Raw genomic sequence first — 26,819 nt, forward strand, 5'->3', positions numbered from 1 at the left:
AACGGTCGAGTATATGCTCTATGTAGGATATCTTACATATAAACACAGATTCGGGGCGATTGATTACAAAAATAGGAGAAAAACCTATCTTTGCAAGTCTTTATTGATTAGATTCCGATTTAGCCCGGAAGGTTTAAACGCAGGCTGGAAAAAGTTAATATTTCTAAAAAAAGCAGCCCGGACTGTCGCGGCTGATAGTCACGCTGCGTTTCCGCTGGCTCGCTTCTTTCTCTCTGTACCCATGGCCAAAGCAATTCCATCCCGTAGCGAAAACTACTCCGAATGGTATAACGAACTCATTAAACGGGCCGATCTGGCCGAAAACTCTGCCGTACGCGGTTGTATGGTAATTAAACCGTATGGTTTTTCGATCTGGGAAAAAATGCAGCGCGCCCTGGACGATATGTTCAAGGAAACGGGGCACAGCAATGCCTATTTCCCGCTCTTTATTCCCAAATCGTACCTCAGCAAAGAAGCCTCGCACGTGGAGGGTTTTGCTAAAGAATGTGCCGTAGTAACGCACTATCGGCTAAAAAACGCCGAGGATGGTTCCGGCGTGATCGTCGATCCGGAGGCTAAACTGGAAGAAGAACTGATCGTACGGCCAACGTCGGAAACGGTGATCTGGAGTACGTACAAAAACTGGATTCAGTCGTACCGCGACCTGCCGCTACTCATTAACCAGTGGGCCAACGTAGTACGCTGGGAAATGCGGACGCGGATCTTCCTGCGCACGTCGGAGTTCCTGTGGCAGGAAGGCCATACCGCTCACGCTACATCGGAAGAAGCACAGGCCGAAACCCGCCAGATGCTGGACATCTACGCGCAGTTTGCCGAAGAATGGATGGCGGTGCCGGTGGTACGGGGCACCAAAACAGCTAATGAGCGGTTCGCCGGCGCTGACGATACGTTATGCATTGAAGCTATGATGCAGGATGGCAAAGCACTCCAGGCCGGGACATCGCACTTTCTGGGACAAAACTTCGCCAAAGCGTTCGACGTGCAGTTTCTCAACAAACAGAATCAGCTGGACTACGTCTGGGGTACGTCCTGGGGGGTTAGTACCCGGCTGATGGGCGCGCTCATCATGGCACACTCGGATGACGATGGACTGGTGCTGCCACCGAAACTGGCGCCAATCCAGGTGGTGATCGTGCCGATCTACCGCACCGATGAACAACTGGAAGCGATCTCGGCGAAAATCAAACCCCTGATTCAGGAACTGCGCAAAGCGGGTGTCTCGGTGAAATACGATGACTCGGATGCGAATAAGCCCGGCTGGAAATTCGCCGAATACGAACTGCGCGGGGTTCCCGTCCGGCTGGCGATGGGGGCCCGTGATCTGGAAAACGGAACGGTCGAAATCGCCCGGCGTGATCTGAAAAGTAAGGAAACGGTACCGTTCGACGGGCTGACTGAGCGCATTAAAAACCTGCTTGACGACATTCAGCGGACGATTTACGAAAAAGCCTTCGCTTTCCGGCAGGAGAATACATTCAAGGTCGACACGCGGGAACAGTTTGACGAGCAGATCGAAAAAGGAGGATTTCTGCTGGCACACTGGGATGGTACGTCCGAAACGGAAGAAGCCATTAAAGAAGCCACTAAGGCGACAATCCGTTGTATTCCGTTTGATCAGGAACCCGAAGAAGGCGTTGATTTCTTCTCGGGTAAACCGTCGAAGGGACGGGTGGTATTTGCGCGGGCCTACTAAACGAACAGAGGAAATAAATAAAACGGTGGCGGGGAATCAGGACTATTTTTGTCCCGGTTTCCCGCCACCGTTGCTAGGAGGCCGGCTCAAACTGTTCGATACGTTTATGTCAACGCGCCAGTTGATGCTGACGCAGGTGCTGCAAATACCAGCTGACGGCCGCGAATGTAACTCCACACAGACCTACCAGCCAGAAAACACCCCACATACTGAAATACGACCAGCTACGGCGGGAGATGCCGTTCAGCATAGTCATCCCCATCATGCAGAGGCTAATCGCCATAATAAACGCGTTACGCAGGGTCACCCGATAAGCTTGCCGAAGGTCATATGCACCGTACAGTTTGTTTCGAAATTCGAAAACGATGTCGTCCAGGCTGGCCTGTCGCAACTGCTCGTCGGTCATGGACAGTGCGACATTGTAGTGAGATCGTAAATGCTGCACGGCTTTTACATTAGCCTGCTCCAGTACCGTTTGCAGCGCATTATCGAAGGGCAAACCAATCCAGAGGTAATATTCGACTTCGCAGGCAAGGTGATCCAGTAGCTCGTCGACCAGCGCATCGGTCGATCCCGTATGGATCAGGTGGTTGTGCAACGTAGCGAGTTGTTGCGGGGTGAGCTTTTCCATAACACTGTGACTTATCGGTTGAGGGGATGTAAGCGTTTCAGTGACCGGGAACCAGGCCGGGAGGGGGCGCCAGCAGGGTGCGCATGGCTTCGACAAAGCGCTCGAAGTCAGACACCTTCCGGGCGGCCGCCTGGGTACCCGTAGGGGTAAGGGAATAATATTTTCGGATCCGGCCATCTACCTCTCGGGCGTACGAAACCAGATAACCTTCCTGCTCAAGTTTATGCAAAACGGGGTACAGGGAGCCGAAGGATAGCGTAATTTCTCCTTTTGTCCGCTCTTTAACCGCCTGGGTAATCTCATAGCCATACAGGCTCCCCCGACCAACGGGCGGCTGCTCGGCCAGTAATTTTAACACGATGGTTTTGAGCGTTCCCCGCAGAAACTCGTTGCCTGTTGCGTCCATATGACTTCGGGCTGTTTAGGAAGACGGCTTAAATATATATATAACAAAACGATATATGCAACCAAAGGACTACGAATTGATTTGCGGATGCGGGCGAACGAATAACCCCGCGCTCTGCGTTGCGGACATGTTGACCAATCTGCAGCTATGACAGTACCTTCTCCACTTATTACGCCCGACCTGATTGCGTCGGCACTGACCTACGAACAGTACATTACTTTGTCGGCCGAGCGGCTGGCGCAGGGGCTAACCACATCTGAAGAAGCGAGTTATAATACCGATGAAATCGTGGGATACGCCCGGCTGAACCTGGCCCGAATGAGCCGGCTCGACCGGCAGATAACGCTGTTGCCGGAGGTTACAGCTGCCCTGACGGAAGTGCCGGAATCCTGGATCTGGCTGGTACTGACCGAATCGTGGTGCGGGGATGCCGCCCAGGTCGTTCCGGTGCTACACCAGATGGCCATGGCATCGTCACAGGTCGAAATCCGCTTCCTGCTGCGGGATAAACACCCGGTGGTGATGAATGTATACCTGACAAACGGTGGTAAATCAATCCCGAAACTGATCTGTCTGCGCAAATCGGATCTGACGAAGGAGCTGGGCACGTGGGGGCCAAGACCAGCCGCATTACAGTCGCTGATGAACGACTGGAAAGTTGAGCAGGTGCCGTTTCAGGAGGTTATTGAGCGGGCGCAGCGCTGGTATAATACGGACCGGACACTTTCCCTTCAGCGTGAACTTTTGCCCTGCATTGCCAGTTGGTCAGAAGTTAGCGTGTAGCCTGATTTTAGCCGGAAGTTCCGGTACCTTTGCCCCGCGTTAACCAAACTAACGAACTTATGGCACAAGCAAAATCCGGCGACACCGTTCAGGTGCATTATACCGGTACCCTGACCGACGGGACTATCTTTGATTCATCCGAGGGACGTACTCCACTGGAATTTACGGTGGGTAGTGGACAGGTCATCAAAGGCTTTGATGATGGCGTTGCCGGTATGAATCCAGGGGAGAAAAAAACAATAAATATTCCCGTTGAGGATGCATACGGCCCCGCAAACGAAGATATGATCTTTACGCTGAACCGCTCGGATATTCCGGCCGATATTCCGCTGGAAGTGGGCGCTACGCTGAACATGCACGAAGACGGCAACCCCCGGCCTATTCCGGTTATTGTCCGGGATCTGACGGAAACAACCGTAACGCTGGATGCCAACCATCCGCTGGCGGGTCAGGACCTGATCTTCGAAGTTGAACTGGTAGGGGTTAAATAATTAAAGAGCGAAAGAGTGAAAGAGCGAGATGCCACTAAAGGCCAATCGCTCTTTCGCTCTTTACCTTTCAAAGGTAAGCAGGTCAGTTAGTTCACTAAGGGCCGTCTCAATGCCCCGCAGGTTAGCCCGCGCTACGTAGGAGGCTAGTGCCACAGTAACCGCGCCGATGTTGAGGGCCACGTTGATTGTCTGAAGGCGTTTAAGACTCTCCTGCGCCTGGTCTATCGCCTGCTGAAGTCGAAGGGCAACCCCGGCTGCATCCCTGAACGCGGGTCGAACGGCGGAGGTCTGCAGATCCTGCGCCCGGTTCAAGAGGCTGCTCTGATAGGCATTCAGGTCGAGGTGCTGCTCGAACGTAAGATCGGGCCAGTGACTGACCTGGAACTCGTTCAGCGATCGTGCCATGGTCTGGTAACCATTGGCCAGAACCACCAGCTGCTCAGGGGTAAAGTCTTCCATAAACCGGTTTAAGTTGTTCCAGGTCGGTCTGGAGTTGATTTAGGGTCGCTACGTAGGTACTTAAAGACAGTAAAATCTCTCGGTGTTTCAGCTCCCGGCGCTGCCGGTACAGTTCGTCGTATCCCACCTGAATCGTACGCAGGCTCTTAACGTACGTAAGCACCGTCTGCCGGGTCTGCTCAATGGTACTGGCGGTTTTGATCCACTGTTGCGCCAGATCATATTTTTCTGAGTACGCCAGCTTTGGATCACGGATTAATCGATTCTTGTACGAATTGTATTGTTGCTCCCGGCTGATGGCAATTACATCGGCCAGGCGGTTATACGCAAGAATCTCAACCGCCAGCAACCGCTGCATATCTGGATAACTATTTTCCAGAAAGGCGACTAATTTCTGCCTCCGGTACGTACTGGTTGCGGCCGATGCGATTGTATTAACGATCCGGTTAAACGCAATTACTTCGTCGGCACTGAGCTTGATCCGGGAGTTCTGAAGGTAATTCTCAAAACTCGGCGACTGGAGCTGTACGGGCACGAAAGACTTACCGGTGGCTGAGAGATTATGCAGTGTCTGAAAGTAAGACTGAATGAGGTTCCGGCCAGCCAGGGTGAGGCTGTCGGCCAGTCGGTAGGACCGGAAAGAATCCTGCCGAACGCGGTCCGTAAAGTTGATGCCAATAACCGGGGTTTTGGCAAATGGGTGCCGGTCGAGGGAGTCCGTCTGCGTTCGGTTGCGGTACACCGACGAGAACGTAGCGGGTAGCGTAGCCCCTTGCTGAACAGTGGTCAGGGTCGAGTTACTGAACATTTCGACCGACCGGAGATTAACGCAGCCGGTGAGCCAGGCGCTACCGAGGGTAATAAAGAACAGCACACATTTATGCATAGGTCAGTATGGAATCGTCGGAATATAGGCGACGACCGGATCAAATCGCCATTGTGAACAGGATTTTGACCAAACGGTTAGTAAACAAACCGTGAGCCAGGGTTTCTGGTTATCCCCGAATGACACTGACACCAACTAACGTGGGCTATGCCTGCATCAATCTGAGTCTGCAGGCGCAGAAAATCACCACCAATCGGGGGATGATCAAAAAGACGTTTACCGAAAAGGGGGTGGCCTATGCGTCGGAACTAGCGCTGAAAAACGTGCAGGATCTGTTGAAAATCGTCGACTGGAATCTGGAGCATGGCATCGGACTGTTTCGGATTTCGTCGGATCTGTTTCCGTGGGCGTCAGAATACCGGATAGCTGACCTGCCTGATTTTGCGGAGATACGAGCGACGCTGGAAGAAATCGGGAGCCGACCAATTCGCCTGACAACGCACCCCGGCCCGTTCAATCACCTGGCGGGTCAGGGAAAGGTACTGGACAATACGCTCAAAGACCTGGAATACCAGTCGGAGCTCTTCGACCTGATGGGCCTGAAACCATCGCACTGGAACAAAATCAACATCCACGCCGGAGGGACCTACGGCGATAAGTCGGCTACGCTGGCGCGGTTTGCGAAGAACTTTGGCCTTCTGTCGGAGAATCTACGCGCCCGACTGACCGTCGAGAACGACGATCGCCCCAGTCTGTACACGGTAACCGACTTAGTGTCCCTGTACGAAGTCATTGGGACGCCCATCGTGTTCGATTACTTTCATCACTCCCTCAACCCTGGTTCTCAGACCGAAGAGGAAGCGTTCCTGACGGCCTATGCTACGTGGGATGTCCGGCCGGTATTCCATTATTCCGACTCGCGGCAGGAAAAAGAAGATCCCCGCGCCCGGAAAGAAGCCCATGCCGACTGGCTCTACGCGCCCGTCAATACGTATGGGAAGGAGGTAGATATTGTCTATGAATCTAAAATGAAGGAATTGTCGCTGCTGCGCCTGCGGGGCGAGGAGCCCGAGATTCCGCCCGCCGTTCAGAAGCTCATGAAGCAGCAGAGCGATGACTGATGGCAGTTCCCGTAAAAATATAGAACGGCACAACGAGCGGGAACTGACCGGCAAAACGTTTGCTGTCGGGCAGATTCAGGGTTAAAAAGGAACGAGACTGCTGCAAAACCGGAAAACTATCGATACGAAACCGGGAAACGTCACCACAAAAAAACGCCCGCTACGTTTGGGAACGTAGCGGGCGGAGTGGGGTTCGCGGCCGATCCGGTTTGGTCGACCACTTTTCAGTTGGATATTACGTAAGCAGCCCGAAGGCTTTATGCAGGAAGCGGTTATTCGGCAACCGTAACGCGCGACGAGAAGTGTTTCTGCTCCATACCAACCACGAACGTGTAGGTACCTGTGGGCAGCGTCGATAAATCGAACCGCTGGGCACCACCATTGTAAGCTTCGCTGAACACCAGTTCATTTTTCGCGTCGTAGATCGATACGCTGGCGTCATCTAGATTTTTACCCGGAACCGTTACTTCAATTTTGTTTTTCGCGTAGGTCGTCAGCGTAGGCTGGGCCATTTGCTGCAGGTTACGCTCGTCGATCGATACAACGTTACCGCGGATCGTAATGCCCTGCGACATCCACCATTCATTGTTGCCGGCGGTGATAAAGTAACGTCCGTCGGGCAGGTTGTTCAGGTTGAAAATTTGCTCACCTGTTTTGTTGCTCGACGAGGTCAGACCTTTGTACAAAATGTAGCCATCAACGTCGACCAGAGTCAGGTCGACAGGCGATCCTGGTTTTGTGTATATGCGAACTTTCTTGCTATCTGACTTTTCGATTTTGACGCTGCTAACTCCCAAACCAGTGTCGGCTTTGGCCTCTCCCAGACCTGCCAGACTCCATACTGACATCAGTACGGCGATTGATAAACGGAATTTTTTCATTGTCTTGAAATTTTGTTTTTCCGTGACAAAGGTGTGGGATAAAGTCCGTTCGATGCAAGAGTTCAGGTGCTGACGATCAGCGTTTTACGCAATGTTCATCTAATATTTATATTCAATATGAGCAAATTCGCGTAATTATCGGAAAAGTACAATAAGTCCCTATTTATTGCGTATGATTTGTATTTTTCTAATAATTCTAATTTTTAGGACTTTCCTTTTTTTGGTCCCTACTTTTCAATCAGATAATACAATTTTAAATAATTTTAAAATATATACTTTATTCATATGAAGTAAACGGTGATCTCAACTATGGTCGCTTAGGTCGTTGAAAGCACGTTTCGATCCTGATTCTGGTCGGGCCTGGTTCATTAATTTTAATTTAAAAGTGAGTTCAGTTGAGCCGGCCCCATAAACCAAAGCCAGCCTAAACCGATTTATCTAAAAAATCAGAAGCTACATGCAGAAAGAATTACAGGGACAGGTGGCCGTAGTCACCGGCGCGAGTAGTGGGATAGGGGCGGGCGTGGCCCAAAGCCTGGCCGATGCGGGTGCAATCGTTGTGGTCAACCATCCCGTGGCGGCAACGAAAGCTGATGCGGATGCCGTCCTGAAAGAAATCACCGATGCCGGTGGGCAGGGTATTACGTACCAATGCGATGTCAGCAAAGAGGATCAGGTCGACCAGATGTTCGCTGATGTTGTGGCGCAACTAGGGACGGTTGATATTCTGGTAAACAATGCCGGTATTCAGCGTGATGCCGCCTTTCACGAAATGACGCTGGCGCAGTGGGATGCCGTGATCGGCGTGAACCTGACCGGTCAGTTTCTCTGCGCCCGGGCGGCCATCCGGGAGTTTTTGCGCCGGGGACCGCGTCCGGAAGTGTCCAGCGCGACTGGCAAGATCATCTGTATGAGTTCGGTACACGAAGTAATTCCCTGGGCGGGGCATATCAACTACGCGGCATCCAAAGGGGGCGTCAAGCTCCTGATGCAGTCGCTGGCGCAGGAATACGGCGACCGGCGCATTCGGGTCAACAGCATCTGTCCGGGGGCCATTCAGACGCCCATCAACCACTCCGCCTGGGGTACGCCCGAAGCGCTGAACAGTCTGATGCGGCTCATCCCCTACAACCGGATTGGCCAACCCGCCGACATTGGTAACCTGGCCGTATTTCTGGCATCTGACAAATCGGATTACATTACCGGCTCCAGCATCTTCATCGACGGGGGCATGACGGTACTGGAAAGTTTTGTTGATAATGGATAAAAGAAGGAAAAAGGAGGAGGGGAGAAGGGAACAAGGAGATTAATGAGTGTATAAAGGTTATGTTGTGGACTACTTTTTTTAGCATCTTTTTCCCTGTCCTGTTCCTTTCTCCGTTTCTTCCTTGTTCCTAATTTATGCTCCTCGAACAACAACGACTAACCGACCCCGCCTGGCGGCAGTGGGGACCGTACGTCTCTGACCGCCAGTGGGGGACCGTGCGCGAAGATTACAGCGCTGATGGTGATGCCTGGAACTACACCACGCATGACATGGCGCGCAGTTACACGTACCGCTGGGGGGAAGAAGGGATTGCGGGTTTCTGCGATGACCAGCAGCAGCTGTGTCTGGCGCTGGCGCTCTGGAACGGACAGGATCCAATCCTGAAAGAACGCTTTTTCGGGTTGACAAATCCTGAGGGGAATCACGGTGAAGACGTTAAGGAACTGTATTTTCAGCTCGACAGCGCGCCCAGTCATGCCTACCAACGCATGTTGTACAAATACCCGCAGCAGGCTTTTCCCTACCAGCAGCTGCTGGACGAAAACCGGCGTCGGACGCGACTCGATCCGGAATTTGAACTACTCGATACGGGCCTGTTTGATGAGGATCGCTACTTCGACGTAACAATAGAATACGCCAAGGCATCTCCCCAGGACATATTGATGGTTGTTACCGTCGTGAACCGGGGGCCGGATGCGGCACCACTACATGTGCTGCCAACGCTCTGGTACCGCAATACCTGGGTTTGGGGCGATGATTCTGACGGAGTTCCCAGCGCACAGCCCAGTCTGTCGCTGCAGGCAGATGGGATGGTGAGGGCCGAACATATTCAGTTAGGCCGTTACGTCCTGCAGGCGGAGGAAAGTCCGGTAACCGGAAAACCGGCCTGGCTATTCTGCGATAATGAAACTAACAAAGCCCGGCTGTACGATGTCCATAATGGCGCGGCCTATCCTAAAGATGCCATCAACGATTACGTCGTTCAGGGGACTCAGGCCGTCAATCCAACCCAGACCGGGACAAAGGCGGCTGCCCACTACGTCCTGACCGTTGAGCCAGGGTCCGAAATCAAGATCCGACTGCGCCTGACGAATGCTGACCAACCGGACAACGTAGCCGTAAGCCTGGCCGACGTTGATGCGATTATGGCACAGCGAAAAGCTGACACAGACGACTTTTACGCCAGCATTCACCCGAGGGAGGCCAGCGAGGACGAAAAACGGGTGCAGCGACAGGCGTTTGCCGGAATGCTCTGGAACAAACAGTACTATTATTACGACGTATCGCGCTGGCTGGCTGGTGATCCCAATCAGCCACCCCCGCCCCCCGAACGGGCAGCTGGCCGCAACCATAGCTGGCTGCAGCTTATCAACGCGGGGGTTATTTCCATGCCCGACACCTGGGAGTATCCCTGGTACGCAGCCTGGGACTGGGCGTTTCACTGCGTAACACTCGGTATGATCGATCCGGGCTTTGCCAAAGAGCAGCTCATGCTGCTGACCAACGAGTGGTATATGCATCCCAACGGGCAGCTACCTGCTTACGAATGGGCATTCAGCGACGTGAATCCACCCGTACAGGCTTGGGCCGCGTGGCGCGTATACCACATGGAGAAACGGCACAAGCCTCAGGGCGAGGAAGACATTACGTTTCTGCGGGCTGTTTTCCATAAGCTAATGCTCAACTTCACCTGGTGGGTGAACCGGAAAGACAACATGGGCAATAATATCTTCGAGGGGGGCTTCCTGGGGCTGGATAACATTGGTGTATTCGATCGGAATGAGGTACTGCCGAACGGAAGCCACCTTGAACAGGCCGACGGGACAAGTTGGATGGCCATGTATGCCCTGAACATGATGCGGATTGCGTTGGAACTGGCCAACCACGATCCCGTTTACGACGAGATGGCGACCAAGTTCTTTGATCACTTCCTGTACATTGCGGGGGCCATGACCAACACGGGCGGTAATCGTGATGGCCTGTGGGACGAAGACGACGGCTTCTTCTACGATCAGCTACGGCTGTCGGATGGGAGTGTCGAGCGGCTGCGGGTGCGGACGCTCGTGGGGTTAATACCCATGTTTGCGGTTGAGGTGCTGAGTGATCCGCTGCTGCGGGCCCGACCCGCTTTTCTGGAGCGGATGGTCTGGTTTAAAAGCCACCGGCCGGATCTCTACAGCCAGGTGTCGCGTTACAACGAAGTAGGTCAGGACGAAACCCGGCTACTAAGTTTGCTACGGGGGTTCCGGCTAAAATCACTGCTGACGCGTGTGCTGGATGAGAACGAATTCCTGAGTCCGCACGGCGTCCGGGCCGTATCGCAGGTGTACCGCGATCATCCTTACGAGTTTACGCTGGATGGCAATACGTTCCGGCTGGCCTATACCCCCGCCGAGAGTGTGAGTGATATGTTCGGAGGGAACAGCAACTGGCGCGGCCCGGTCTGGATGCCAGTCAACTACCTGCTCATCAACAGCATCGAACGCTTCTACGCCTATTTCGGGGATGGATTTACGGTCGAATATCCGGTTGGGTCGGGGAAACTGGTAACCCTGCGCGATGTAGCCCGCGAGTTGACCGATCGACTGATCAGCCTGTTTACGGTCGGACCCACTGGAAATCGCCCGGTGTTTGGGGGGCACCCCAAGTACCGCGACCCCCATTTTCGGGATCACATCTTGTTCTACGAGTATTTCGACGGCGATAACGGACGAGGAGTGGGAGCCAGTCACCAGACGGGCTGGACGGGGCTGGTTGCTGAACTCATCGACCGTAAATACACGAGTCAGCAAGCGGTAAAACCCGGTGCCTCTATCGTTGATGAGCAGTCAGGGCCGAACTGCGGTTAGTCGAACAGGTACCAGTCGACACCGAACGCAAAAGCCCGGCGTAGCTGCAGGTACCCCGGCGCGGCAAAATACCCTTGGTTAAACAGTCCCTCGGTCGCGTTGGTGAGCTTGACGAACAGTCGCGTGCGGTTTACCCGAAAATTGGCGTACACGTTTGTCAGCAGGTAACCTTCGGTACGTTGGTTGTTCTGCAGATAGTACTGCTGCGTGAGTGGCATGTAAGCATCGCCAAAGTACGAGGACTTGTAATTCAGCTCAACTCCCGCTTGTACGTACAGGGCCTTGGCGTACAGAAATTCGTACTGGAACTGCGCATTGGCAAAGAAGGGCGGGGTGCGGAGGATATCAGTTCTGGACTGAATCGTGTAGTACGTCTGACCAGAAGCCAGAAACTTGCCCGCCTGGATGCGGTAGCCGAGCCCGGCCTGTAACACACTGAACGAGCCGCTGGCCTGCCGCGCAATGGCGTCGGTATCGAAATAGATGTAGTTGCTCAGCAAGTAATAATCCAGGCCGGGTTCCAGGCGGATACTCTGGTAACGCAGGTTTAGCTTGCCGTAGGCGTGGTTATAGCCCCGCAGCCGGAAATTCTCGTTGCGCCAGAAAAATACCTTACTCTGGTAACGTTCCTGCAGGAGGGTGGGATCAACAAGCATAGCCGTGTAGCCCCCCGTCAGAAACTTACTGTCGAACTGGCCCTGGAGCCGGAAGCCACCTCCTACCTGGTATTCAGCTTCGGCCGTGATCTGTGACAGGCTATCCGGAAAATAATACCCCAGCCAGCCCCCCACAAAGGTTTCGAGTCGTCGGGTTTCGTATTCGTTGTGCTGGGTCCGGCTGGAATTATAGCGGGTGTACTGCCCGTAGATCCGGTTGCGCAGGTAAGCCCGGTAGTTGAAGGCTGAACCGTTGAATGAGTAAATACCTTTGATACCAGCCATGTTCTCGACCAGCCGGAATCGGGCGTCCTGTTCGATGCGTGACGTGTCGCCCAGAATCGTGGGATAGAAGCCGGGATAAACGAGGTCGCCAATAATTTTGGTCGACTGGTTCAGCCGGAGGGTATCGTCCTGGTAGTAGTTTTTATGCCGCTGGTAGTCGAGTCGCTGGAACAACTGAAAGCCATTCCCCAGTACGTACTGGTGGTACAGGTGCCAGTCGTTCCGGATTTCGCGTCCGTTCACGCTCGTGAGTCGGGCATTGCCTTCATAGTCGTACCGATTGATGATCGAGTCGCCTTCCTCGGTCAGCCGAACCCCCGGCAACACACCCCCCTGCTCGGCCAGCGAGTGGTTCATGTTGATAAAATGAAGGAGCATCGTGTATTTTTCGTTTTTCGACCGGTAGTTAGTGTGCCCCACAAAGCCCCAGTTCTGCGCCAGGAGTTTGTTGGCATCGTTGCTGCCGCTGGTGCCGAACTGCTTCTGAGAAGTAAACCGCTGTACATTGAAGCCCACGTTCCAGCGGGGGGTGATGTTCTGGGAGAAGTCGAAACGCAGGATGTTCCGGTTGCGCCCCCCCAGGGCCAGATACATGTCGGTAAACGGCGACTTGGTATCGAAATATTTTACCCCCATGGTCTGGTAAGCAAAGGGAGCAAAAACCGAGTAGCCCGTCTGCGTACCCAGTTGATCGGGCATGGATACAAATACCGGGTGCATGGGCGTGCCCAGGTTGCCCAGATCCTGGTAGAGGAAGTTACTTCGTTGCACGTAGGTGTATTTGTGCGCGTCGTCCAGGGTCGTATCGACGGTATACAGTTTCCGGCGGTTGTTGAAAATGTCCTCTTCCAGGACGTAGCGAGTGGATTTGGGACCGTAAATAACTTTGGTCGAATCGTCGATACCGTTGTTGCCAGTAACGCCGGTCGTGCTACCGGGTCGGCTCTGCTGACCACCGAACCCACTCGGGAAACCCGTGGGTACCTGAGCCCGGACGGCGGCACTGACCAGGCTCAAGAGCGTAAGAACAAGAAAACTCCACTTCATCGGGTCAAAAATACGCCAAAACCCGAATACCCGAAATGGCTGGTTACCCCTTAACGATTTTTAACGCCTGTCAGTCCTTTGGGGAAGCCAGCGTATTACCTGCCTGGATGACCGCCTGATTTACGGCACGAATACGGCCTGCGTCCATTTTCTCAACCGCCCGGTCATAGGTGAGCAGGCCGTTGACTTCATGCTCAACATCCGTTGTCTGCGTGTAGATGGCTACACTCAGCCCCCGGTACCGCATTAATTGCTCCACCTGATCCAATAAAAAAACGTAGCGGTCGGTAAGGGCAGCCGTTGTTGGCTCGTAGGCATACGCGTTGTTTTCGACCGGCCACATGTGTCCCCGCACGAACAGACCTACTCCGCCAAATTCCCCCAGCGAAGCAGCCCGCTGGCTATCCGGTTCCGAGGCTTTGTAAGGGCCTACGTAAATGTGGGTATCCACAAAGTCGCCGTTTTTAGGATCGCCATACGCTTTCTGGTAGGACGGATTATTGTTGAATCCCGAGTTTCCGTTGACCAGTCGGGACGGGTCATAGTTTTTAACCCAGCTGGTAATGTTCTTTACGTCGAACGCTCCCCAGTTTTCATTGAAGGGAACCCAGCAAACAACGGACGGCGAATTGTAATGATCATCGATCACGGCTTTAAGTTCTTTCCGAAAAGCAGTTCTGGTTTTTAACGTGTCTTCATCAGGGTACCAGATCGCGGGCATGTCCTGCCAGACTAATAGACCCAGTTTGTCGGCCCAGTAGTAAAATCGCTGGGGTTCGGTTTTCATGTGCTTCCGAATCAGGTTATAACCGGCTTTTTTGGTAAACTCGATGTCCGATTTCAGTGCTTCCTCCGTCGGTGCAGTTAAAATGCCATCGGGCCAGTACCCCTGATCGAGCAGACCCAGCTGCATTACAAACCGACCATTCAGCAGAGGCCGGATAACCCCGCCTACGTTGCCGAGGGCAACATCCCGCATGCCAAAATAGCTCGTTACCTCATCTGTTACCCGGCCATTGGCCGACTGCAGTGTAATCTTCAGATCATAGAGAAAGGGTGAATCCGGCGACCACGATTTTGGGTGTGTGATTGGTAGATAAATAGCCGTTCCAGAATTGCCGTTTGCCCGGGCCACTTCTTTCTTGCCGTCAAAAACAACGGCTGTTACGCGGGCCGCAGAGCTGGCATTTACGTCTAGTTTCAGTCTCCGGCGGGCCAGATCCGGCAGTAACCGTATCGTTTCAATGTGCTCTTTGGAAACCGGTTCCAGCCAGACCGTTTGCCAGATGCCGGACGTAAAGGTATAATCACCACGCGGACCGTTCTTTCCCGAAGGAGTACGCCCATCATTGGCATCATAAGCGGCTACTATGATGCTGTTTTCGCTCTGTTTCAGCAGTTCGGTGATGTCGAATGAAAAGGCATCGTAACCGCCCGAGTGGCTGCCTGCTTTCTGGCCGTTTATAAAGACAGTAGCATTATGGTCTACAGCATCAAAGTGAAGAATGATTTGTCTGCCTTTCCAGCCTGCGGGAAGTGTAAACGAACGCTGGTACCACATATTAATTTCCTGCTTTCGCTTGATACCTGACAGCACTGATTCGGGACAGTAGGGGACCCGTATCTGTTCTGCTTTAGCCGAAAAAGTTATTGCCGTTACCGGATTCTCGGCGGAAGCAGCTGCCGAACCACCCTGATAATTCCAGAGTCCGTTCAGGCAAAGCCAGTCATTTCGCTGAAGTTGTGGGCGCGGATAGTCGCTAAGGGGCACCGGCGCCGTCATGGCCGCTTTTGTCCAGCGGGTTGGTAAATCTGCGTTCTGGCAGCAGGCTGGTAGTGGGATAAACGTGTTGATCCCGGTAAGAAGGGCTAGATAGACGTACTGAAAAGGCTTTAACATACTGCGTTGGCAGGGTTTATTCGAAAAGTGATGTGGCTCGATGCATTACTCAAAAATACTGCTGAACGGGCGAATAATCCTGGCCAGCTGCCACAGCCTGTCCGGCAGTCAACCCGGTTCTCAACGCTTTGGCGGGTAATAATCGACGGATATTTCGCAACATACAGACCAACAAGGACCAAAAATGAGCAAACACCCACCGTAATAAGTCAGTTATTACCCTGACGCAGGCGGGTTTCAAACCGAAGCATGACACCATAGACTCAACGAAAATGAAGACAGGACAGCAAGCAGACGAAAAGCACTCCGACGAGGTTTTTGCGGAAAGTAATGTTCAGCAGCTTCGGGACGCCGTAGAACAGGTTGTTTACGGTGACATTGAACCCGACAAATCAAAGGACCCCGACCGGGCGCACACGGTAGAAGCACTAACGACCCTGGGGCAAATGGGAGAGTTGACCGAGATGGATCTGGACGAAGCCAAAAAAGGCTATCTATAAGGCTTGCTCATCTGCGCTGAGATCAACGGTCTGGCGAAGAAACTGCTCGAAGGCCGCTGCAGAAGCCGGCAGGAACTGCACGGTTATGGGCAGGTAAAAGAACGGTACAAACTGCCATTCGGCAGGTGTCAGCAGGGCCGCCAGTTTAACCCAATCTTTTTCGGTCGTAAGAATTGCTTCTCCCGGCTTCAGATCACGGATCAGCCGCGTAACATCGGCGCGGGTGTACGCATAATGGTCGGCAAAGCGATCATGCGTTACCAGCGTAAAATGCTGCCGAACGTAACGTTCCAGCGGATCCGCGTTGGCAAGCCCGCTAACCAGTCTGACCCGTTCGGGGAACGTGCTACCGAACGTAGCTTCGCGGAACGCGCCTATGTATGACGCATCCACTTCGGAGCTGAACGAGGGGAATGATACGGTACCAGTAAATGCCGCCGGTTTTCCGTACTGTAGTCCCGAAAAGAATACCGGTGTACCAGGCCGGGTGTAGCGACGTATTTGTTCGGTGATACGTTGCTGTCTGCCGGTAGATAAATCCAGTGGACTCTTTGTGACAATGATCGCGTCGGCCCGGTTTGCTCCCTGTCGGCGTTCGCGCAGGCGACCGGCCGGAAACGGATGATCCTCGTAAAAAGGCCGGTTAATATCCATTAGCATTAGGCTGAGATGCGGCCGGACTGCCCGGTGCTGAAAGGCATCGTCGAGCAGAACAAGTTGGGTTTCCGGATGTTGCTCTGTCAGCTGCTGAATGGCGGCAACCCGGCGTTCACCCACACAGACACGCACCTCAGCCCTGAATTTGCGGTAGATTTGCAGGGGTTCATCGCCAATAGTAGTAGCTGTATCGCTGTCGGTCGCAATGCGAAATCCTCGTGTTTGTCGTCCGTATCCCCGACTGACCGTGGCCAGGGGGCGTTTGGCTGGGTCGTGGCCGGTTTGATCCGGAATTTGACCAAAAATCGTGCGCTGCCGTTCTATTAAAAACTCAATCATGGGCGTTTTTCCGGTGCCTCCTACGGTTAAGTTGCCAACGCTGAGGGTATAGGTTTCGGGCTGTACGCTTTTAAATAAGTTATTGTCGTATAGCCAGTTCCGGATAGTAAGGATAAATCCGTACAGACCACTAAAGGGAAGGAGCAACCAGGAAAGCATACAGAAACGCAGGAATTATTTCGAAATAACATCTTTACTAAGTGGTCAAAAGTAGTACTTTTAGGGTTCCGAAAGCCCGCCATCGTTTACCGGTCCAATGAGTCTGAAAGCCGATTACCTGAAATACACGCTGCATTTTCGCTTCGAAGCGGGTACGTCGCGCGGCACCCTCACAGAACGGACGATCTATCTGATTCGGCTTTGCGACACAACAAACCCACAACTCGTTGGCTACGGTGAGTGTGGTCCGCTGGCCGGACTCAGCATCGACGACCGGCCTGATTTTGAAGCCTGTCTGCAACGGGCCTGCCGGGAGTTTACCGAGCTTGATCTGGAAATTTTCAGCTGGAACGTATCGATTATTTTAGACCAGATTTTCGGACGTGACTTTCCCAGTATTCTGTTTGGCTTCGAAACGGCCATGCTCGATTTTCTGGCCGGTGGGCAGCGGGTCATTTATGCGTCGGACTTCACAACTGGTGAGCGCGAACTGCCCATCAATGGCCTGATCTGGATGGGCAGCCCGCAGTTCATGCGTGAGCAGATTGAAGAAAAACTACAGACGGGGTACACGACTATTAAGCTTAAAATCGGGGCGATTGACTTTGACCAGGAGTGTGCGCTGCTGGACATGATCCGGGACCGGTACACACCCGAACAAATCACGTTGCGAGTCGATGCCAATGGGGCATTTCGGCCGGATGAAGCCATGCAGAAGCTCGAACGGCTGGCGGGTTACAACCTTCACTCGATTGAGCAACCCATCAAAGCTGGTCAGCACGATCTCATGGCCGAACTGTGCCAGCATTCGCCCGTACCCATTGCCCTCGACGAAGAACTGATCGGGCATATGGAATACGTCAACAAATTCCGGCTGTTGAAGAAAATTCAACCCCAGTACATTATCCTGAAACCTGGGCTTCTTGGCGGATTTACCCACTGCAATGAGTGGATCGAAGTGGCCGGACGACTCAATATCGGCTGGTGGATTACGTCGGCGCTTGAATCAAATATTGGCCTGAACGCCATTGCTCAATACACCGCTCAGTTTAAGAACCTGATGCCGCAGGGGCTGGGAACGGGTCAGTTATACCACAATAATTTCGAAAGCCCGCTCCGTATTGAGCAGGGGCATCTCCACTTCAATCCCGAGCGCCCCTGGCAGCTGGGGCCGCTGCTCACCAGTAACCTGCAACTGCCCTGACTAATTGGTTTAGTTAGCCCAGTTATTGCCTTTTTTCAGTAATCCCAGCGTTTCTTCTTCCCGGCTTCCTGCTTCAGGTCGAAAATCGTAGGTCCAGTTGGCCTGTGGGGGCATACTCATCAGTATGGATTCGGTACGTCCGTTGGTTTCCAGGCCAAATTTGGTGCCCCGGTCCCAGACGAGATTAAACTCAACGTAGCGTCCCCGGCGCTGAAACTGCCATTGTTTTTCGCGTTCACCGTAGGGTATCGACTGATTCTGCCGCATAAAATGCGTATAAATTGGCGCGAACGCGTTGCCAACATCCTGCACGAACGCAAACAGGTCAGCTTTATGGGCCGGACTGTCGGGTTTCAGATAATCGAAGAAAATACCGCCAATACCACGGGTTTCCTGTCGGTGGGGGATGTAGAAATAGTCGTCGGCCCAGGGTTTGAACCGGTCATAATACGCTGGATCGTGCCGGTCGCAAACGGTTTTCAGTTGCTGATGAAACCAGTGGGCGTCTTCGGCCACTACGTAATGGGGCGTCAGGTCGATGCCCCCGCCAAACCAGCTGTGGCCACTGCTCATCTCGAAATACCGGACATTCATGTGAATAATCGGGACCATCGGGCTGTGCGGGTGAATGACGATAGACACCCCCGTCGCAAAGAACTGAGCGGGCTCTGTCAGGTTCAGCGACCGTAACGTGGCTTCGGTAGCCTCGCCATGCACCGCCGAAAAACCAACGCCCCCTTTTTCAATGACGTTGCCCCCCGAAAGCGTGCGGGAACGGCCCCCGCCACCGCCGGGCCGCTGCCAGGTATCTTCCCGAAAATCTGGGGTTAGCTGCGGGCCGACCGCCCGGTCTGTGTCGACTAGGGCCTGGCAGATTCGGTCCTGAAGGTCCTGAAAAAAGTGAGTTATGGTATTCTGGGTAATGAGTTGATCCGAAGTCATCATGGCGCAAAGGTCGCAGGAAATTATTATTCTGCTAGTTTTAGGGCGTAGCGCGTTGGGCGCGGTTTATCGATGAGCAGCAATAATCCCTGTTCTGTCAGCTGGCGCAGGAGTTTACCAGCCCGGTATTCTGAGATGTTAATTAGCTTGGCAAATTTATCGGCCGTGATATGGTCGTTCTTACGCAGGTATTGGATCAGCGTACGGGCCGTTGGGGATTTGATGAGCCGCGCGTCGACCGATTCATCGCCAATGATGAACTTATTGGTTGGAACCGTTTTATCGCGTGACCGGACGTAGATAATTCGTTTGCCCGATTCATCAATGGCATAGTGAGGTTTTTCGTCGCTTTTCGAGATAGTCACCGCCAGGATCTTCCGTCCGTCAAGCGACAACGTTTCGTAGCTGATAGTCAAGGCCGGTTCTACCAGTTCATCCGAGGCCTCTTCCAGTTTGCGGAGTTCGCGGATTTCAGAAGGGACGCCCAGTATTTTACCGTCGTCGGACACGCCAATTACTAACGTGCCGCCCGAGCAGTTGGCAAAAGCCGCCAGCGTGCGGGCAATCCGGTGGGCTGATGAAAGGGAGCGTTTAAATTCCAGGGTATTACTTTCCCCTTTTATAATCAAATCGTCGAGTTCGGTACGCGTCATATTCTTTTCAACAGAAAGATCGGAAAAATATTTCAATTCCCTGAATCGTTCCGTACCGGTCATAAAAAACGCTCCGGAAATGGACGTTTCCGGAGCATAAAAGGAGGCTGTAAAATCAGGCCCGGTGATTACTCTTCCGTTGCTACCGATTTTTTCCGCCCGCGTGGTTTTCCCGTATATTCTGGTTTAGTTTCGGGTTCCAGCTGTAGTTCATAGCCAGTGATATCACCTTCGTAATCAAATGGTTTGATGGTGAAAACGTATTTTGTGCCGCTATAATCAATTTTGCCTTTTTGCAGAATAACGGGCAGGGGAATCGTGTAACTTTTAGCCCCTTTTTCCATCTGGAAGGTTTCGTTCGTTTCTTCCGAAGTAGGAACTACGTACAACGATTTAATTTTGCGCTTACCTTCCTGCGTACCAATTTGAAAAGAAATACCATCTGGTTCAAGGCCCAGTTGCGTAACGGATTTTATTGGAAAAACTAACTTTCCTGTCGACGAAATATAGCCGGTTGCAGGAACCTCCTTTGCTTTAGGAGTACTCTTTGCTGGCGTTTCGCTGTTGTCTTCCTGTTTGAAGAAATGAATTTTAGGTGCCTTCATTTTCAGAGTCTTAGTGATTGATGTTCTTTCTTTGCAAATATAGGGATCAACTAATAACTCCTATGAGCTATTACAATTTATTGATAAAAAAATAGGCGAAAATATTTTGAAGTCATTCTGAAAAGCAAGGTAGGTATCTATGTTTTTTGATAAAAATGAATACTAATTTAGCTGGTACGTCTTGGTCTAACACCGGTTAACTGATAAAACTTAACTTGCTTAATCGGACGGAGAAGCTGAATCAAAAGGTTATTATTTCGAAACAGAGAATCATTTATTTGGATTATTCTAGTGTGTAGGAGCTTGTTGTTCAGGTGATTATTCCTGCAATGAAGGTGAATTAATCTAACGCAAGAATAACACGACTAAACGTTTTTTCAGAACAGATGACAATGCCATTGGTAAGAGGGTCGGAAATGAAGCGAGAAGACGTTCCGCCAGTTTCATGAGATGAACTTGTTGAGTACGCTATTGTAAGAAGAAATAAGTTTATTTGACCAAAACATGATCATGAAGGTGTAGTGTTTCTGGGAGGAAATAATAAACCTATAGGGCACGAGCTCGCCTTTACGCACCTGCCAGCTATGAATCAAATAATGAATCACCCGGCTATTCTGTTGTCATCAACGGAGGAGACTGTCTGCCAACTACTACTATTTATAAAATAACTGAAGGTACTGCCTGTATTTTTTGTCGCAGACTGCCTAGTAGTCTATTCTAATTTTACATTTGGGTTGACCCGTACGTTGCATGGCTGGTAATGAACGTAATAATTTCAACGTTTTAAACGTCATTACCCACGTACCGGGTAGGCATTGACACATAGATTGAGTACGTATCGACAAGCCGGCTGTACAGAGTAAAGCAAATGAGCTCCACGAACGTTGGGAATTAAACTAAGCCCAAAAAAGCAGCGCTTGAACGTTAGGGGAAATAGTTTACCGGGAGTTGTAAATTTAGTGCCACGAATGGATAAGCGAGAAACGGCTATCCAGAAAAACCGTTTCAACTCAAACAAAAAATATGGGCCTTCGCATTAAATGCGAAGGCCCATAGCAATGCCTATTAGTTTCTACGTTGTAATCTGAAATGAACCGGCTGTTAAAGCCGTGAAACGAATGAAATCAGTTGCTCGTCTGTCGCTGGGATTGTTGCAGTTTTTGCTGAGCTGCAGCCCCGATTTTATTCTGCGAGGTACGCCCAACTGTATTCGCGCCTAGATTGGAAAAGATTCGAAACGAAGCAATCTGGAATCCCCCGGCATCGGTGTAACGTTATATGTACAATGGCTCGTTTGGAAAGACGACCGCTGACGGTTAGTGTCTCATGGTGTCTTTCCGGGCACCGGACGAAGTTCGGCGGGGTTCAAATTGCCGTCCTTTTCCCATTCTGGCGTCTTTGTCCCGTTCCTTAGCCATCCGGTAGCTGGGAATGGCATTGTCTTTACTCGTCATTTTCTCGTTGAGCGAGGTTTGTGGAATTGGTTTTTTAGCCTCTGCTTTGGATACCGGTCTGGTCGATTTGGAGCCGGTTAATGGAGTTTTTGACGCTGGTTTGGTTGTTTGGGCCAGGGATGTCGTTGAAATCAGCAGGGCACCGAGCAATATTTTAAGCATAGCTGTTCACAAGGTTGAGTAGACAAAAAGCTGATAAACTATCAGAACTGACAATAGTACTCCGAACTCAACCGCTTTGTTTCGATCGAAGCTGCTCTTTAATTTCCGTTTAATTGAACTGACTTTCTCTCTCGATTTATTTTTCTTTCAGCAGTCGCAGCAAAACCCCATTGGTCCAGCCGAAACCATCCTGATTAGGGTATTCTCCGCCCTTAGCAGAAACTGTATTAACGACGTCATATTTTTCAACCATTTTTCCCGAGGCTTTGTATACCCGCAGGTTTTCGGTCATCCACTGGCGTTTGATCCGATTGGCCAGAGCCGTTTGTCGATAATTGCGCAAGCCGCGGATAGCTACCCACTGCAAGGGGGCCCAGCCATTAGGAGCATCCCACTGCTGTCCCGTCCGGACCAGCGTTGTCGTAAGACCGCCGGTTTTCAGAAAACTGCGTTCCAGCATCCGGGCCACCGCCACTGACTGCGCCGTGGTTGCTACGTTGGCGAACAGGGGAAAAACGGCCGCCAGGGAATAAACTGTTGCCTGTTTGCGGGCCACAAAATCGTAGTCAAAAAAGAACTGACGTTTAGCGTTCCAGCAATAATGCTGAATAGCGGCCTGCCGTTGATTGGCCAGCTGGGTGTAGAGCTTTTCCCGGTTTGCATCGCCCTTTAAACGGTACGCCTGGGCCAGCGTTCGCTCCAGGTTAACGAGCAGACAATTGAGATCGACAGGAATGAAATCGGTGGTGTGAATAGTACGAAGCTGTTTGCCGTCGCGGAACCAGCGGGAACTGTAATCCCAGCCCGATTCGGCCCCGGCGCGCAGGTGGCGGTACAACACCTGCGGGTCTTTGCTGCGCCGGCCCAATTCGACGTCTTCGCGGTAGGACTCGGGGCGGGGGCTTGTTTTGTCGTCGTAATAACGGTTGAGGAATACACCATCAGCCAGCCGGACTACGCGCCGAAATGCGGGTTGCTGGGTCGTGAGTTGATCCTCGCCGTCCATCCAGAAATCGTGTTCTTTCTGGAGCTGAGGCAGGTATTGAAGTAGTACCCGACGCCCGCGGACTTCGCTGAGCAGACCAACCATGTACGAAAAAAACGGCGGCTGTGATCGACCCAGGAAGTAGGTCCGGTTTCCGTTGGGGATGAAACCAAAACGGTCGATGAGGTACGCAAAATTGTCGATCATGTGCTGGATCTGCTGCGATCGACCGGATACCTGCAGGCCCAGCATGGTAAAATAACTGTCCCAGTAATAAATCTCGCCGAAACGCCCGCCGGGCACTACGTATGGTTTGGGTAACGGAATCAGTGACCCCGTTGGGCCACCCGCTTTGGGCCGGGCGTCGGCGGGGCGGGTCAGTACAGGCCAAAGCGCTGTGATGTGCTCCTCGGCCGACTGATTCGCTTCGCTGGTATAACCTGTAGCCGGCGTGACGGGGCGGGTGAAATTTTGGTCGACAAAGGTCTTTAAGTTGAAATTCGGCTGGGTGCGCTCCCGCTCGTAGCTGGTCAGGATCGTAGCCGTAGCAAATTTGGGGGTACAGTCGGCAAAAGTTTTGGAATCCGGAAAAATGCGGCCCATCTGCACCGCTTCGAATAACTTGCCAAACTGCTCATCGGGCCCCTGTAACGACTCGACGGCCGGTTCAGGGACGCCTACCGACGACGGACGATCGGGCAGCAGTAAACTGACTAGAAAAAACGTACTGACAAGAACGGGAATACTAACGCGGTGACTATAGGAAAACATAAACTGAGGGTAACCTGATTCTAGGTAGAACGAATCAGTTGGGGGCGGCTAATACACAGGCGGGGGATTTTTCAAAAAGGCATTCCTGAACGCGGTGAAGCTAATGGGGCATTCAGCCATGTCAAGGCGAGCTCCTACTGGCTCACGGTAACGGGTTAAAATGATTGGCCGGATCGCCATATGCAGTAATCCTCAATTGGTTGTACCTACTTGTCCAGTTGAGCTTTACATTTGGGCGAGATCATGTTTTATTCTCTATTTCGTTACGCTATACCTTCAACTCTGTGAAGAACCGAGCAAAATTTCTGGTTTTAGGTGGACTTCTGGTGTGGAATGCCAGTTTTTCCCAGACTAAACACATCGTATATAAAGAAAGCCTGGCCGATTTCCCGAATCCTGAACGGGGCTTCTATATTCCATTCGGTACCAGCACCGAAAACTTCAAACCGCTGGACAAAGCCGTTCTGCTGAATTATCGACGACAACCTCAACAATCCAGCAAAGCCAGTTATTCGTTTTTCTGCTCGCTGATTTACCGGGCTTACCGGCTCGAACGCTTCAAAACGTCGCCGATTGACGCCGATTTCCTGCAAAAGATTCAGGCTGATGCCAATACCGCCCGATCGGCCGGAGTGAAGTTGATCTTACGTTTTTCCTACACCGATAAAACCCATTCCGGCGACTGCCCCGATGAGTACAAAATCTGTCCGCCCTACGGTGATGCCAGCAAACCGGTGGTGCTGGCACATATTGCCCAGCTCAAGCCGCTGTTACAGAAGAATGCCGATGTTATTGCGGTTTTGCAGATGGGTTTTATTGGTATCTGGGGCGAAAACTACTTTACCGATTACTTTGGCGATGCGTCGCTCAATCACCTGGGCGTAGTTCCTGATAGTAGCTGGCGCGATCGGAACGAGGTGTTAAATGCCCTGCTAGATGCGCTCCCCAAAGAGCGCATGGTGCAGGTTCGCACTCCGCAGATCAAACAGCGGTTTGTGAGCGGCCCGCAGGCACCGGTAGCTATGTCACCAATGAGCGAAAAGGAAGCGTTTAGTCAATCGACTACGGCCCGGATCGGGTTTCACAATGACTGCTTTCTGGCGAGCGCCGACGATTACGGGACCTTTTACGATTACGGTAATTCGTCCTCTAAACGCGGCCCCGCCAACGAGTGGCTCCGGCGGTATTTTGAAGCCGATAGCCGGTACACGGCCGTTGGCGGAGAAACGTGCGACGATGCGTTCAGCCCGCAAAACGATTGCGCGCCGATTGGCCGGGCCGAGCAGGAAATGGCTGCTATGCATTACAGCTACTTAAATGCTGCGTATAATAATGACGTCAACAACGACTGGCATACGGACGGATGCATGGCAAAAATCCGCCGGAACCTGGGTTATCGCTTTGTGCTGGAAGGAGCAACCCTACCCACAAAGGTGCGGGCCGGGCAGGCACTCACTTGTGAAATCAACCTGAAAAACGTGGGATACGCTTCGCCTTATAACCCGCGCCCCCTTCAGCTTTTGCTGCGACACACAACGACGAAAGCGGTGACCGTTCTGAACAGCCAGACCGACGTTCGGAAATGGTTCAGCGGCCCGATTCAGTGGCGGGAATCGATTACGTTACCTGCTGGTTTACAGACGGGTCAATACGAACTGCTGCTAAATTTACCCGATGCCTACGCGTCGCTGGCCAACCGATCTGAATACAGTATTCGCCTGGCCAACGAAGCGGTCTGGGAAGCGACTACTGGGTACAATCGCCTGAATCATACGCTGGTTGTGGAGCCCTGACGACATCGATTAGAAAACCGATGAATAACCTGTCAAAGTAGTGGACAGATTAGAACGGGGCTTTTTTTGCGCTTTAGCGCGGTACCTCCAGCTCGTCTCGCGAGGGGAGTTTAGGGAAGCGGGCGTGGGGCTCGCGCTGATACCAGTAAGCCACCGTGGCAATATCGGACTGCTGCGGATAATACCGCCCACCGCTACGCCAGCCCAGATCCTGAATGTTGACTTTCAGTTCTTTTTCGAAGCGAACAGGGTCCATGATGTGCCAGCGGTACATACCAAATGCCTGCTGGGATTTGTACAGACCGTCGGGCCGTATAACCTGGTGCAGACCGGCGTAGGGCGTTGAGAACGCTTCGTACTGGTGCGTTTTCTTGTTCTCGAAATTGTACGAGCCGCAGAAATAATCTTCCGTTCCGGTGCCTGAAATGGTCGGAAACTGCTGATCGCCATCCATGAAGAACTTAATTTCGCCCTCGCCCCACCAGCCATTGTTACGGGTACCTACGGCCATGAATGTACCCACGTATTGCCCTTTGCCCTGCACGCCGTCCAGAATTGTGTGCAGCGATCCCTTTGTGGGATTCGACCGGCGAAACTGGGCGTGAAAATACGCTTCGTCCTCGCCAATGGCCGTCAGTGTGTAGTTGATCTGGTAGTAAAGCCGCATTGACTCGTCGGGGTTCTGGTTCTCCAGCGTGATCTTACACCTTTTGCGGAACGGCATCTTCCAGTAGCAGTTGAAAGCGCTGCCGGGATTGACCGTAACGGCCAGCGAGTTTAGGAGCGCGTATTCGTTCCAGGCCATGCCGAAAAAATCGCCGACGGGTACCTCGACAGAGGGCTCTTTCTCATCGTCCCAGTAAAAGCGCAGAATCGAGTAGCGCCAGTTGCCGGTGGGCGTCATCCAGATCTGCTGAATGGCACCAGGACCTTCCATCTCAGCAATAGTGACCGTTTCTCCTTTTTCAACAATGATAAACGGATTTACTTTCCAGCCCTGCCCCAGATCGCGGGCTTCGTTGGCAGCATTGGCTACGTTGCGTTGCCCTTTCTGCTTAACAGGGTCGGCCATACCGCCCTTGCCCCGCTCACCCGTAAAATTCTCGGGACTAATCGAGCGGGTCTTCGCGTTGGACAGACGTGACAGAGTACTGAGATTCATGTCCAGCCCGTCGAAACCAGGTAAGCGCTGTGCCAGCGCGCTGTACGTTGTGCAAAGAGTCAGCCAGCAAAGAAAGACGTATTTCATAGGAATAAAGGCAGGAAATAACAGACCGGA

At 52.4% G+C, this 26,819-nt stretch carries 23 protein-coding genes; 9 read left to right on the top strand and 14 right to left on the bottom strand.

The window, feature by feature from the left end; translation table 11 throughout:
- Positions 1–241: 241 nt before the first annotated feature.
- Complete coding sequence (gene proS, locus HU175_RS15100; RefSeq protein WP_176567385.1) at positions 242–1,714, top strand: proline--tRNA ligase; 1,473 nt, start codon at positions 242–244, stop codon at positions 1,712–1,714.
- A 109-nt stretch (positions 1,715–1,823) separates the two neighbouring features.
- On the opposite strand, the gene HU175_RS15105 is transcribed toward proS, so the two are convergent.
- Positions 1,824–2,345 carry a hypothetical protein gene (locus HU175_RS15105; RefSeq protein WP_176567386.1) on the bottom strand — a complete coding sequence of 174 codons (522 nt, stop codon included), beginning with the start codon at positions 2,343–2,345 and terminating at the stop codon, positions 1,824–1,826.
- Positions 2,346–2,382: 37 nt separating this feature from the next.
- Positions 2,383–2,751 (bottom strand): PadR family transcriptional regulator, encoded by a 369-nt coding sequence (locus HU175_RS15110; protein WP_176567387.1) that lies wholly within the window; start codon positions 2,749–2,751, stop codon positions 2,383–2,385.
- A gap of 147 nt (positions 2,752–2,898) precedes the next feature.
- Here HU175_RS15110 and HU175_RS15115 point away from each other — a divergent pair, with 147 nt between their 5' ends.
- On the top strand, positions 2,899–3,534 hold the full coding sequence (locus HU175_RS15115; protein WP_176567388.1) for a thioredoxin family protein: 636 nt from the start codon (positions 2,899–2,901) through the stop codon (positions 3,532–3,534).
- A gap of 59 nt (positions 3,535–3,593) precedes the next feature.
- Positions 3,594–4,025: a peptidylprolyl isomerase gene (locus HU175_RS15120; protein ID WP_176567389.1), complete on the top strand. Its 432-nt coding sequence runs from the start codon at positions 3,594–3,596 to the stop codon at positions 4,023–4,025.
- 60 nt (positions 4,026–4,085) lie between these two features.
- Here HU175_RS15120 and HU175_RS15125 read toward each other — a convergent pair whose 3' ends face one another.
- Together HU175_RS15125 and HU175_RS15130 are read right to left on the bottom strand one after the other, a co-directional pair.
- Entirely contained in the window at positions 4,086–4,484 is a 399-nt protein-coding gene (locus HU175_RS15125) for a hypothetical protein (protein ID WP_176567390.1), read from the bottom strand.
- Positions 4,465–5,370: a hypothetical protein gene (locus HU175_RS15130; RefSeq protein ID WP_176567391.1), complete on the bottom strand. Its 906-nt coding sequence runs from the start codon at positions 5,368–5,370 to the stop codon at positions 4,465–4,467. The genes HU175_RS15125 and HU175_RS15130 overlap by 20 nt, the downstream gene beginning before the upstream one ends.
- Positions 5,371–5,489: 119 nt before the next feature.
- Here HU175_RS15130 and uvsE point away from each other — a divergent pair, with 119 nt between their 5' ends.
- A complete protein-coding gene (uvsE, locus tag HU175_RS15135) occupies positions 5,490–6,431 on the top strand; it encodes a UV DNA damage repair endonuclease UvsE (protein WP_176567392.1) in 942 nt (313 codons plus the stop codon).
- A gap of 272 nt (positions 6,432–6,703) precedes the next feature.
- Here the strand turns inward: uvsE and HU175_RS15140 are convergent, their stop codons facing one another.
- Entirely contained in the window at positions 6,704–7,312 is a 609-nt protein-coding gene (locus HU175_RS15140) for a T9SS C-terminal target domain-containing protein (protein WP_176567393.1), read from the bottom strand.
- 457 nt (positions 7,313–7,769) lie between these two features.
- Here HU175_RS15140 and HU175_RS15145 point away from each other — a divergent pair, with 457 nt between their 5' ends.
- Both HU175_RS15145 and HU175_RS15150 read left to right on the top strand, forming a co-directional pair.
- Positions 7,770–8,579 carry a glucose 1-dehydrogenase gene (locus HU175_RS15145; RefSeq protein WP_176567394.1) on the top strand — a complete coding sequence of 270 codons (810 nt, stop codon included), beginning with the start codon at positions 7,770–7,772 and terminating at the stop codon, positions 8,577–8,579.
- Between the two features lie 134 nt (positions 8,580–8,713).
- Complete coding sequence (locus HU175_RS15150; protein ID WP_176567395.1) at positions 8,714–11,428, top strand: MGH1-like glycoside hydrolase domain-containing protein; 2,715 nt, start codon at positions 8,714–8,716, stop codon at positions 11,426–11,428.
- Here the strand turns inward: HU175_RS15150 and HU175_RS15155 are convergent.
- Both HU175_RS15155 and HU175_RS15160 read right to left on the bottom strand, forming a co-directional pair.
- The gene (locus HU175_RS15155) at positions 11,425–13,416 is read right to left on the bottom strand and encodes a putative porin (RefSeq protein WP_176567396.1); all 1,992 of its coding nucleotides are present in this window, start codon (positions 13,414–13,416) and stop codon (positions 11,425–11,427) included. The two genes, HU175_RS15150 and HU175_RS15155, sit on opposite strands and share 4 nt — an antisense overlap.
- Positions 13,417–13,486: 70 nt before the next feature.
- On the bottom strand, positions 13,487–15,316 hold the full coding sequence (locus tag HU175_RS15160) for a glycoside hydrolase family 2 protein (RefSeq protein WP_176567397.1): 1,830 nt from the start codon (positions 15,314–15,316) through the stop codon (positions 13,487–13,489).
- Positions 15,317–15,588: 272 nt separating this feature from the next.
- On the opposite strand from HU175_RS15160, the gene HU175_RS15165 reads away from it, so the two are divergent.
- The gene (locus HU175_RS15165; protein ID WP_176567398.1) at positions 15,589–15,816 is read left to right on the top strand and encodes a hypothetical protein; all 228 of its coding nucleotides are present in this window, start codon (positions 15,589–15,591) and stop codon (positions 15,814–15,816) included.
- Here the strand turns inward: HU175_RS15165 and lpxK are convergent.
- The gene (lpxK, locus tag HU175_RS15170; protein WP_176567399.1) at positions 15,811–16,971 is read right to left on the bottom strand and encodes a tetraacyldisaccharide 4'-kinase; all 1,161 of its coding nucleotides are present in this window, start codon (positions 16,969–16,971) and stop codon (positions 15,811–15,813) included. The two genes, HU175_RS15165 and lpxK, sit on opposite strands and share 6 nt — an antisense overlap.
- Before the next feature lie 97 nt (positions 16,972–17,068).
- On the opposite strand from lpxK, the gene HU175_RS15175 reads away from it, so the two are divergent.
- The gene (locus HU175_RS15175; RefSeq protein WP_176567400.1) at positions 17,069–18,175 is read left to right on the top strand and encodes an o-succinylbenzoate synthase; all 1,107 of its coding nucleotides are present in this window, start codon (positions 17,069–17,071) and stop codon (positions 18,173–18,175) included.
- Positions 18,176–18,184: 9 nt separating this feature from the next.
- Here HU175_RS15175 and hemF read toward each other — a convergent pair whose 3' ends face one another.
- From hemF to treF, 5 genes are all read right to left on the bottom strand, one after another.
- Entirely contained in the window at positions 18,185–19,117 is a 933-nt protein-coding gene (gene hemF, locus HU175_RS15180) for an oxygen-dependent coproporphyrinogen oxidase (protein ID WP_176569232.1), read from the bottom strand.
- Positions 19,118–19,143: 26 nt separating this feature from the next.
- Positions 19,144–19,770, bottom strand: a complete 627-nt coding sequence (locus HU175_RS15185) for an ATP-binding protein (RefSeq protein ID WP_176567401.1) — start codon at positions 19,768–19,770, stop codon at positions 19,144–19,146.
- 128 nt (positions 19,771–19,898) lie between these two features.
- Positions 19,899–20,375 carry a hypothetical protein gene (locus HU175_RS15190; RefSeq protein WP_176567402.1) on the bottom strand — a complete coding sequence of 159 codons (477 nt, stop codon included), beginning with the start codon at positions 20,373–20,375 and terminating at the stop codon, positions 19,899–19,901.
- 1,316 nt (positions 20,376–21,691) lie between these two features.
- The gene (locus tag HU175_RS15195) at positions 21,692–21,991 is read right to left on the bottom strand and encodes a hypothetical protein (RefSeq protein ID WP_176567403.1); all 300 of its coding nucleotides are present in this window, start codon (positions 21,989–21,991) and stop codon (positions 21,692–21,694) included.
- 136 nt (positions 21,992–22,127) lie between these two features.
- Positions 22,128–23,747: an alpha,alpha-trehalase TreF gene (gene treF, locus HU175_RS15200; protein ID WP_176567404.1), complete on the bottom strand. Its 1,620-nt coding sequence runs from the start codon at positions 23,745–23,747 to the stop codon at positions 22,128–22,130.
- 284 nt (positions 23,748–24,031) lie between these two features.
- On the opposite strand from treF, the gene HU175_RS15205 reads away from it, so the two are divergent.
- The gene (locus HU175_RS15205) at positions 24,032–25,540 is read left to right on the top strand and encodes a DUF4832 domain-containing protein (RefSeq protein WP_176567405.1); all 1,509 of its coding nucleotides are present in this window, start codon (positions 24,032–24,034) and stop codon (positions 25,538–25,540) included.
- Positions 25,541–25,613: 73 nt separating this feature from the next.
- Here the strand turns inward: HU175_RS15205 and HU175_RS15210 are convergent, their stop codons facing one another.
- Positions 25,614–26,789 carry a glycoside hydrolase family 172 protein gene (locus tag HU175_RS15210; RefSeq protein ID WP_176567406.1) on the bottom strand — a complete coding sequence of 392 codons (1,176 nt, stop codon included), beginning with the start codon at positions 26,787–26,789 and terminating at the stop codon, positions 25,614–25,616.
- Positions 26,790–26,819: the final 30 nt, after the last annotated feature.

This window comes from Spirosoma sp. KUDC1026 (assembly GCF_013375035.1).
Lineage (GTDB): Bacteria > Bacteroidota > Bacteroidia > Cytophagales > Spirosomataceae > Spirosoma.

Coding starts and splice junctions, on each gene's coding strand:
- HU175_RS15120 (WP_176567389.1), top strand. CDS start 3,594: ATGGCACAAGCAAAATCCGGCGACACCGTTCAGGTGCATTATACCGGT.
- HU175_RS15160 (WP_176567397.1), bottom strand. CDS start 15,316: ATGTTAAAGCCTTTTCAGTACGTCTATCTAGCCCTTCTTACCGGGATC.
- HU175_RS15195 (WP_176567403.1), bottom strand. CDS start 21,991: ATGCTTAAAATATTGCTCGGTGCCCTGCTGATTTCAACGACATCCCTG.
- HU175_RS15210 (WP_176567406.1), bottom strand. CDS start 26,789: ATGAAATACGTCTTTCTTTGCTGGCTGACTCTTTGCACAACGTACAGC.
- HU175_RS15190 (WP_176567402.1), bottom strand. CDS start 20,375: ATGAAGGCACCTAAAATTCATTTCTTCAAACAGGAAGACAACAGCGAA.
- HU175_RS15175 (WP_176567400.1), top strand. CDS start 17,069: ATGAGTCTGAAAGCCGATTACCTGAAATACACGCTGCATTTTCGCTTC.
- HU175_RS15115 (WP_176567388.1), top strand. CDS start 2,899: ATGACAGTACCTTCTCCACTTATTACGCCCGACCTGATTGCGTCGGCA.
- HU175_RS15110 (WP_176567387.1), bottom strand. CDS start 2,751: ATGGACGCAACAGGCAACGAGTTTCTGCGGGGAACGCTCAAAACCATC.
- HU175_RS15145 (WP_176567394.1), top strand. CDS start 7,770: ATGCAGAAAGAATTACAGGGACAGGTGGCCGTAGTCACCGGCGCGAGT.
- uvsE (WP_176567392.1), top strand. CDS start 5,490: ATGACACTGACACCAACTAACGTGGGCTATGCCTGCATCAATCTGAGT.
- HU175_RS15105 (WP_176567386.1), bottom strand. CDS start 2,345: ATGGAAAAGCTCACCCCGCAACAACTCGCTACGTTGCACAACCACCTG.
- HU175_RS15150 (WP_176567395.1), top strand. CDS start 8,714: ATGCTCCTCGAACAACAACGACTAACCGACCCCGCCTGGCGGCAGTGG.
- proS (WP_176567385.1), top strand. CDS start 242: ATGGCCAAAGCAATTCCATCCCGTAGCGAAAACTACTCCGAATGGTAT.
- HU175_RS15140 (WP_176567393.1), bottom strand. CDS start 7,312: ATGAAAAAATTCCGTTTATCAATCGCCGTACTGATGTCAGTATGGAGT.
- HU175_RS15185 (WP_176567401.1), bottom strand. CDS start 19,770: ATGACGCGTACCGAACTCGACGATTTGATTATAAAAGGGGAAAGTAAT.
- HU175_RS15165 (WP_176567398.1), top strand. CDS start 15,589: ATGAAGACAGGACAGCAAGCAGACGAAAAGCACTCCGACGAGGTTTTT.
- hemF (WP_176569232.1), bottom strand. CDS start 19,117: ATGACTTCGGATCAACTCATTACCCAGAATACCATAACTCACTTTTTT.
- HU175_RS15155 (WP_176567396.1), bottom strand. CDS start 13,416: ATGAAGTGGAGTTTTCTTGTTCTTACGCTCTTGAGCCTGGTCAGTGCC.
- lpxK (WP_176567399.1), bottom strand. CDS start 16,971: ATGCTTTCCTGGTTGCTCCTTCCCTTTAGTGGTCTGTACGGATTTATC.
- HU175_RS15130 (WP_176567391.1), bottom strand. CDS start 5,370: ATGCATAAATGTGTGCTGTTCTTTATTACCCTCGGTAGCGCCTGGCTC.
- HU175_RS15125 (WP_176567390.1), bottom strand. CDS start 4,484: ATGGAAGACTTTACCCCTGAGCAGCTGGTGGTTCTGGCCAATGGTTAC.
- treF (WP_176567404.1), bottom strand. CDS start 23,747: ATGTTTTCCTATAGTCACCGCGTTAGTATTCCCGTTCTTGTCAGTACG.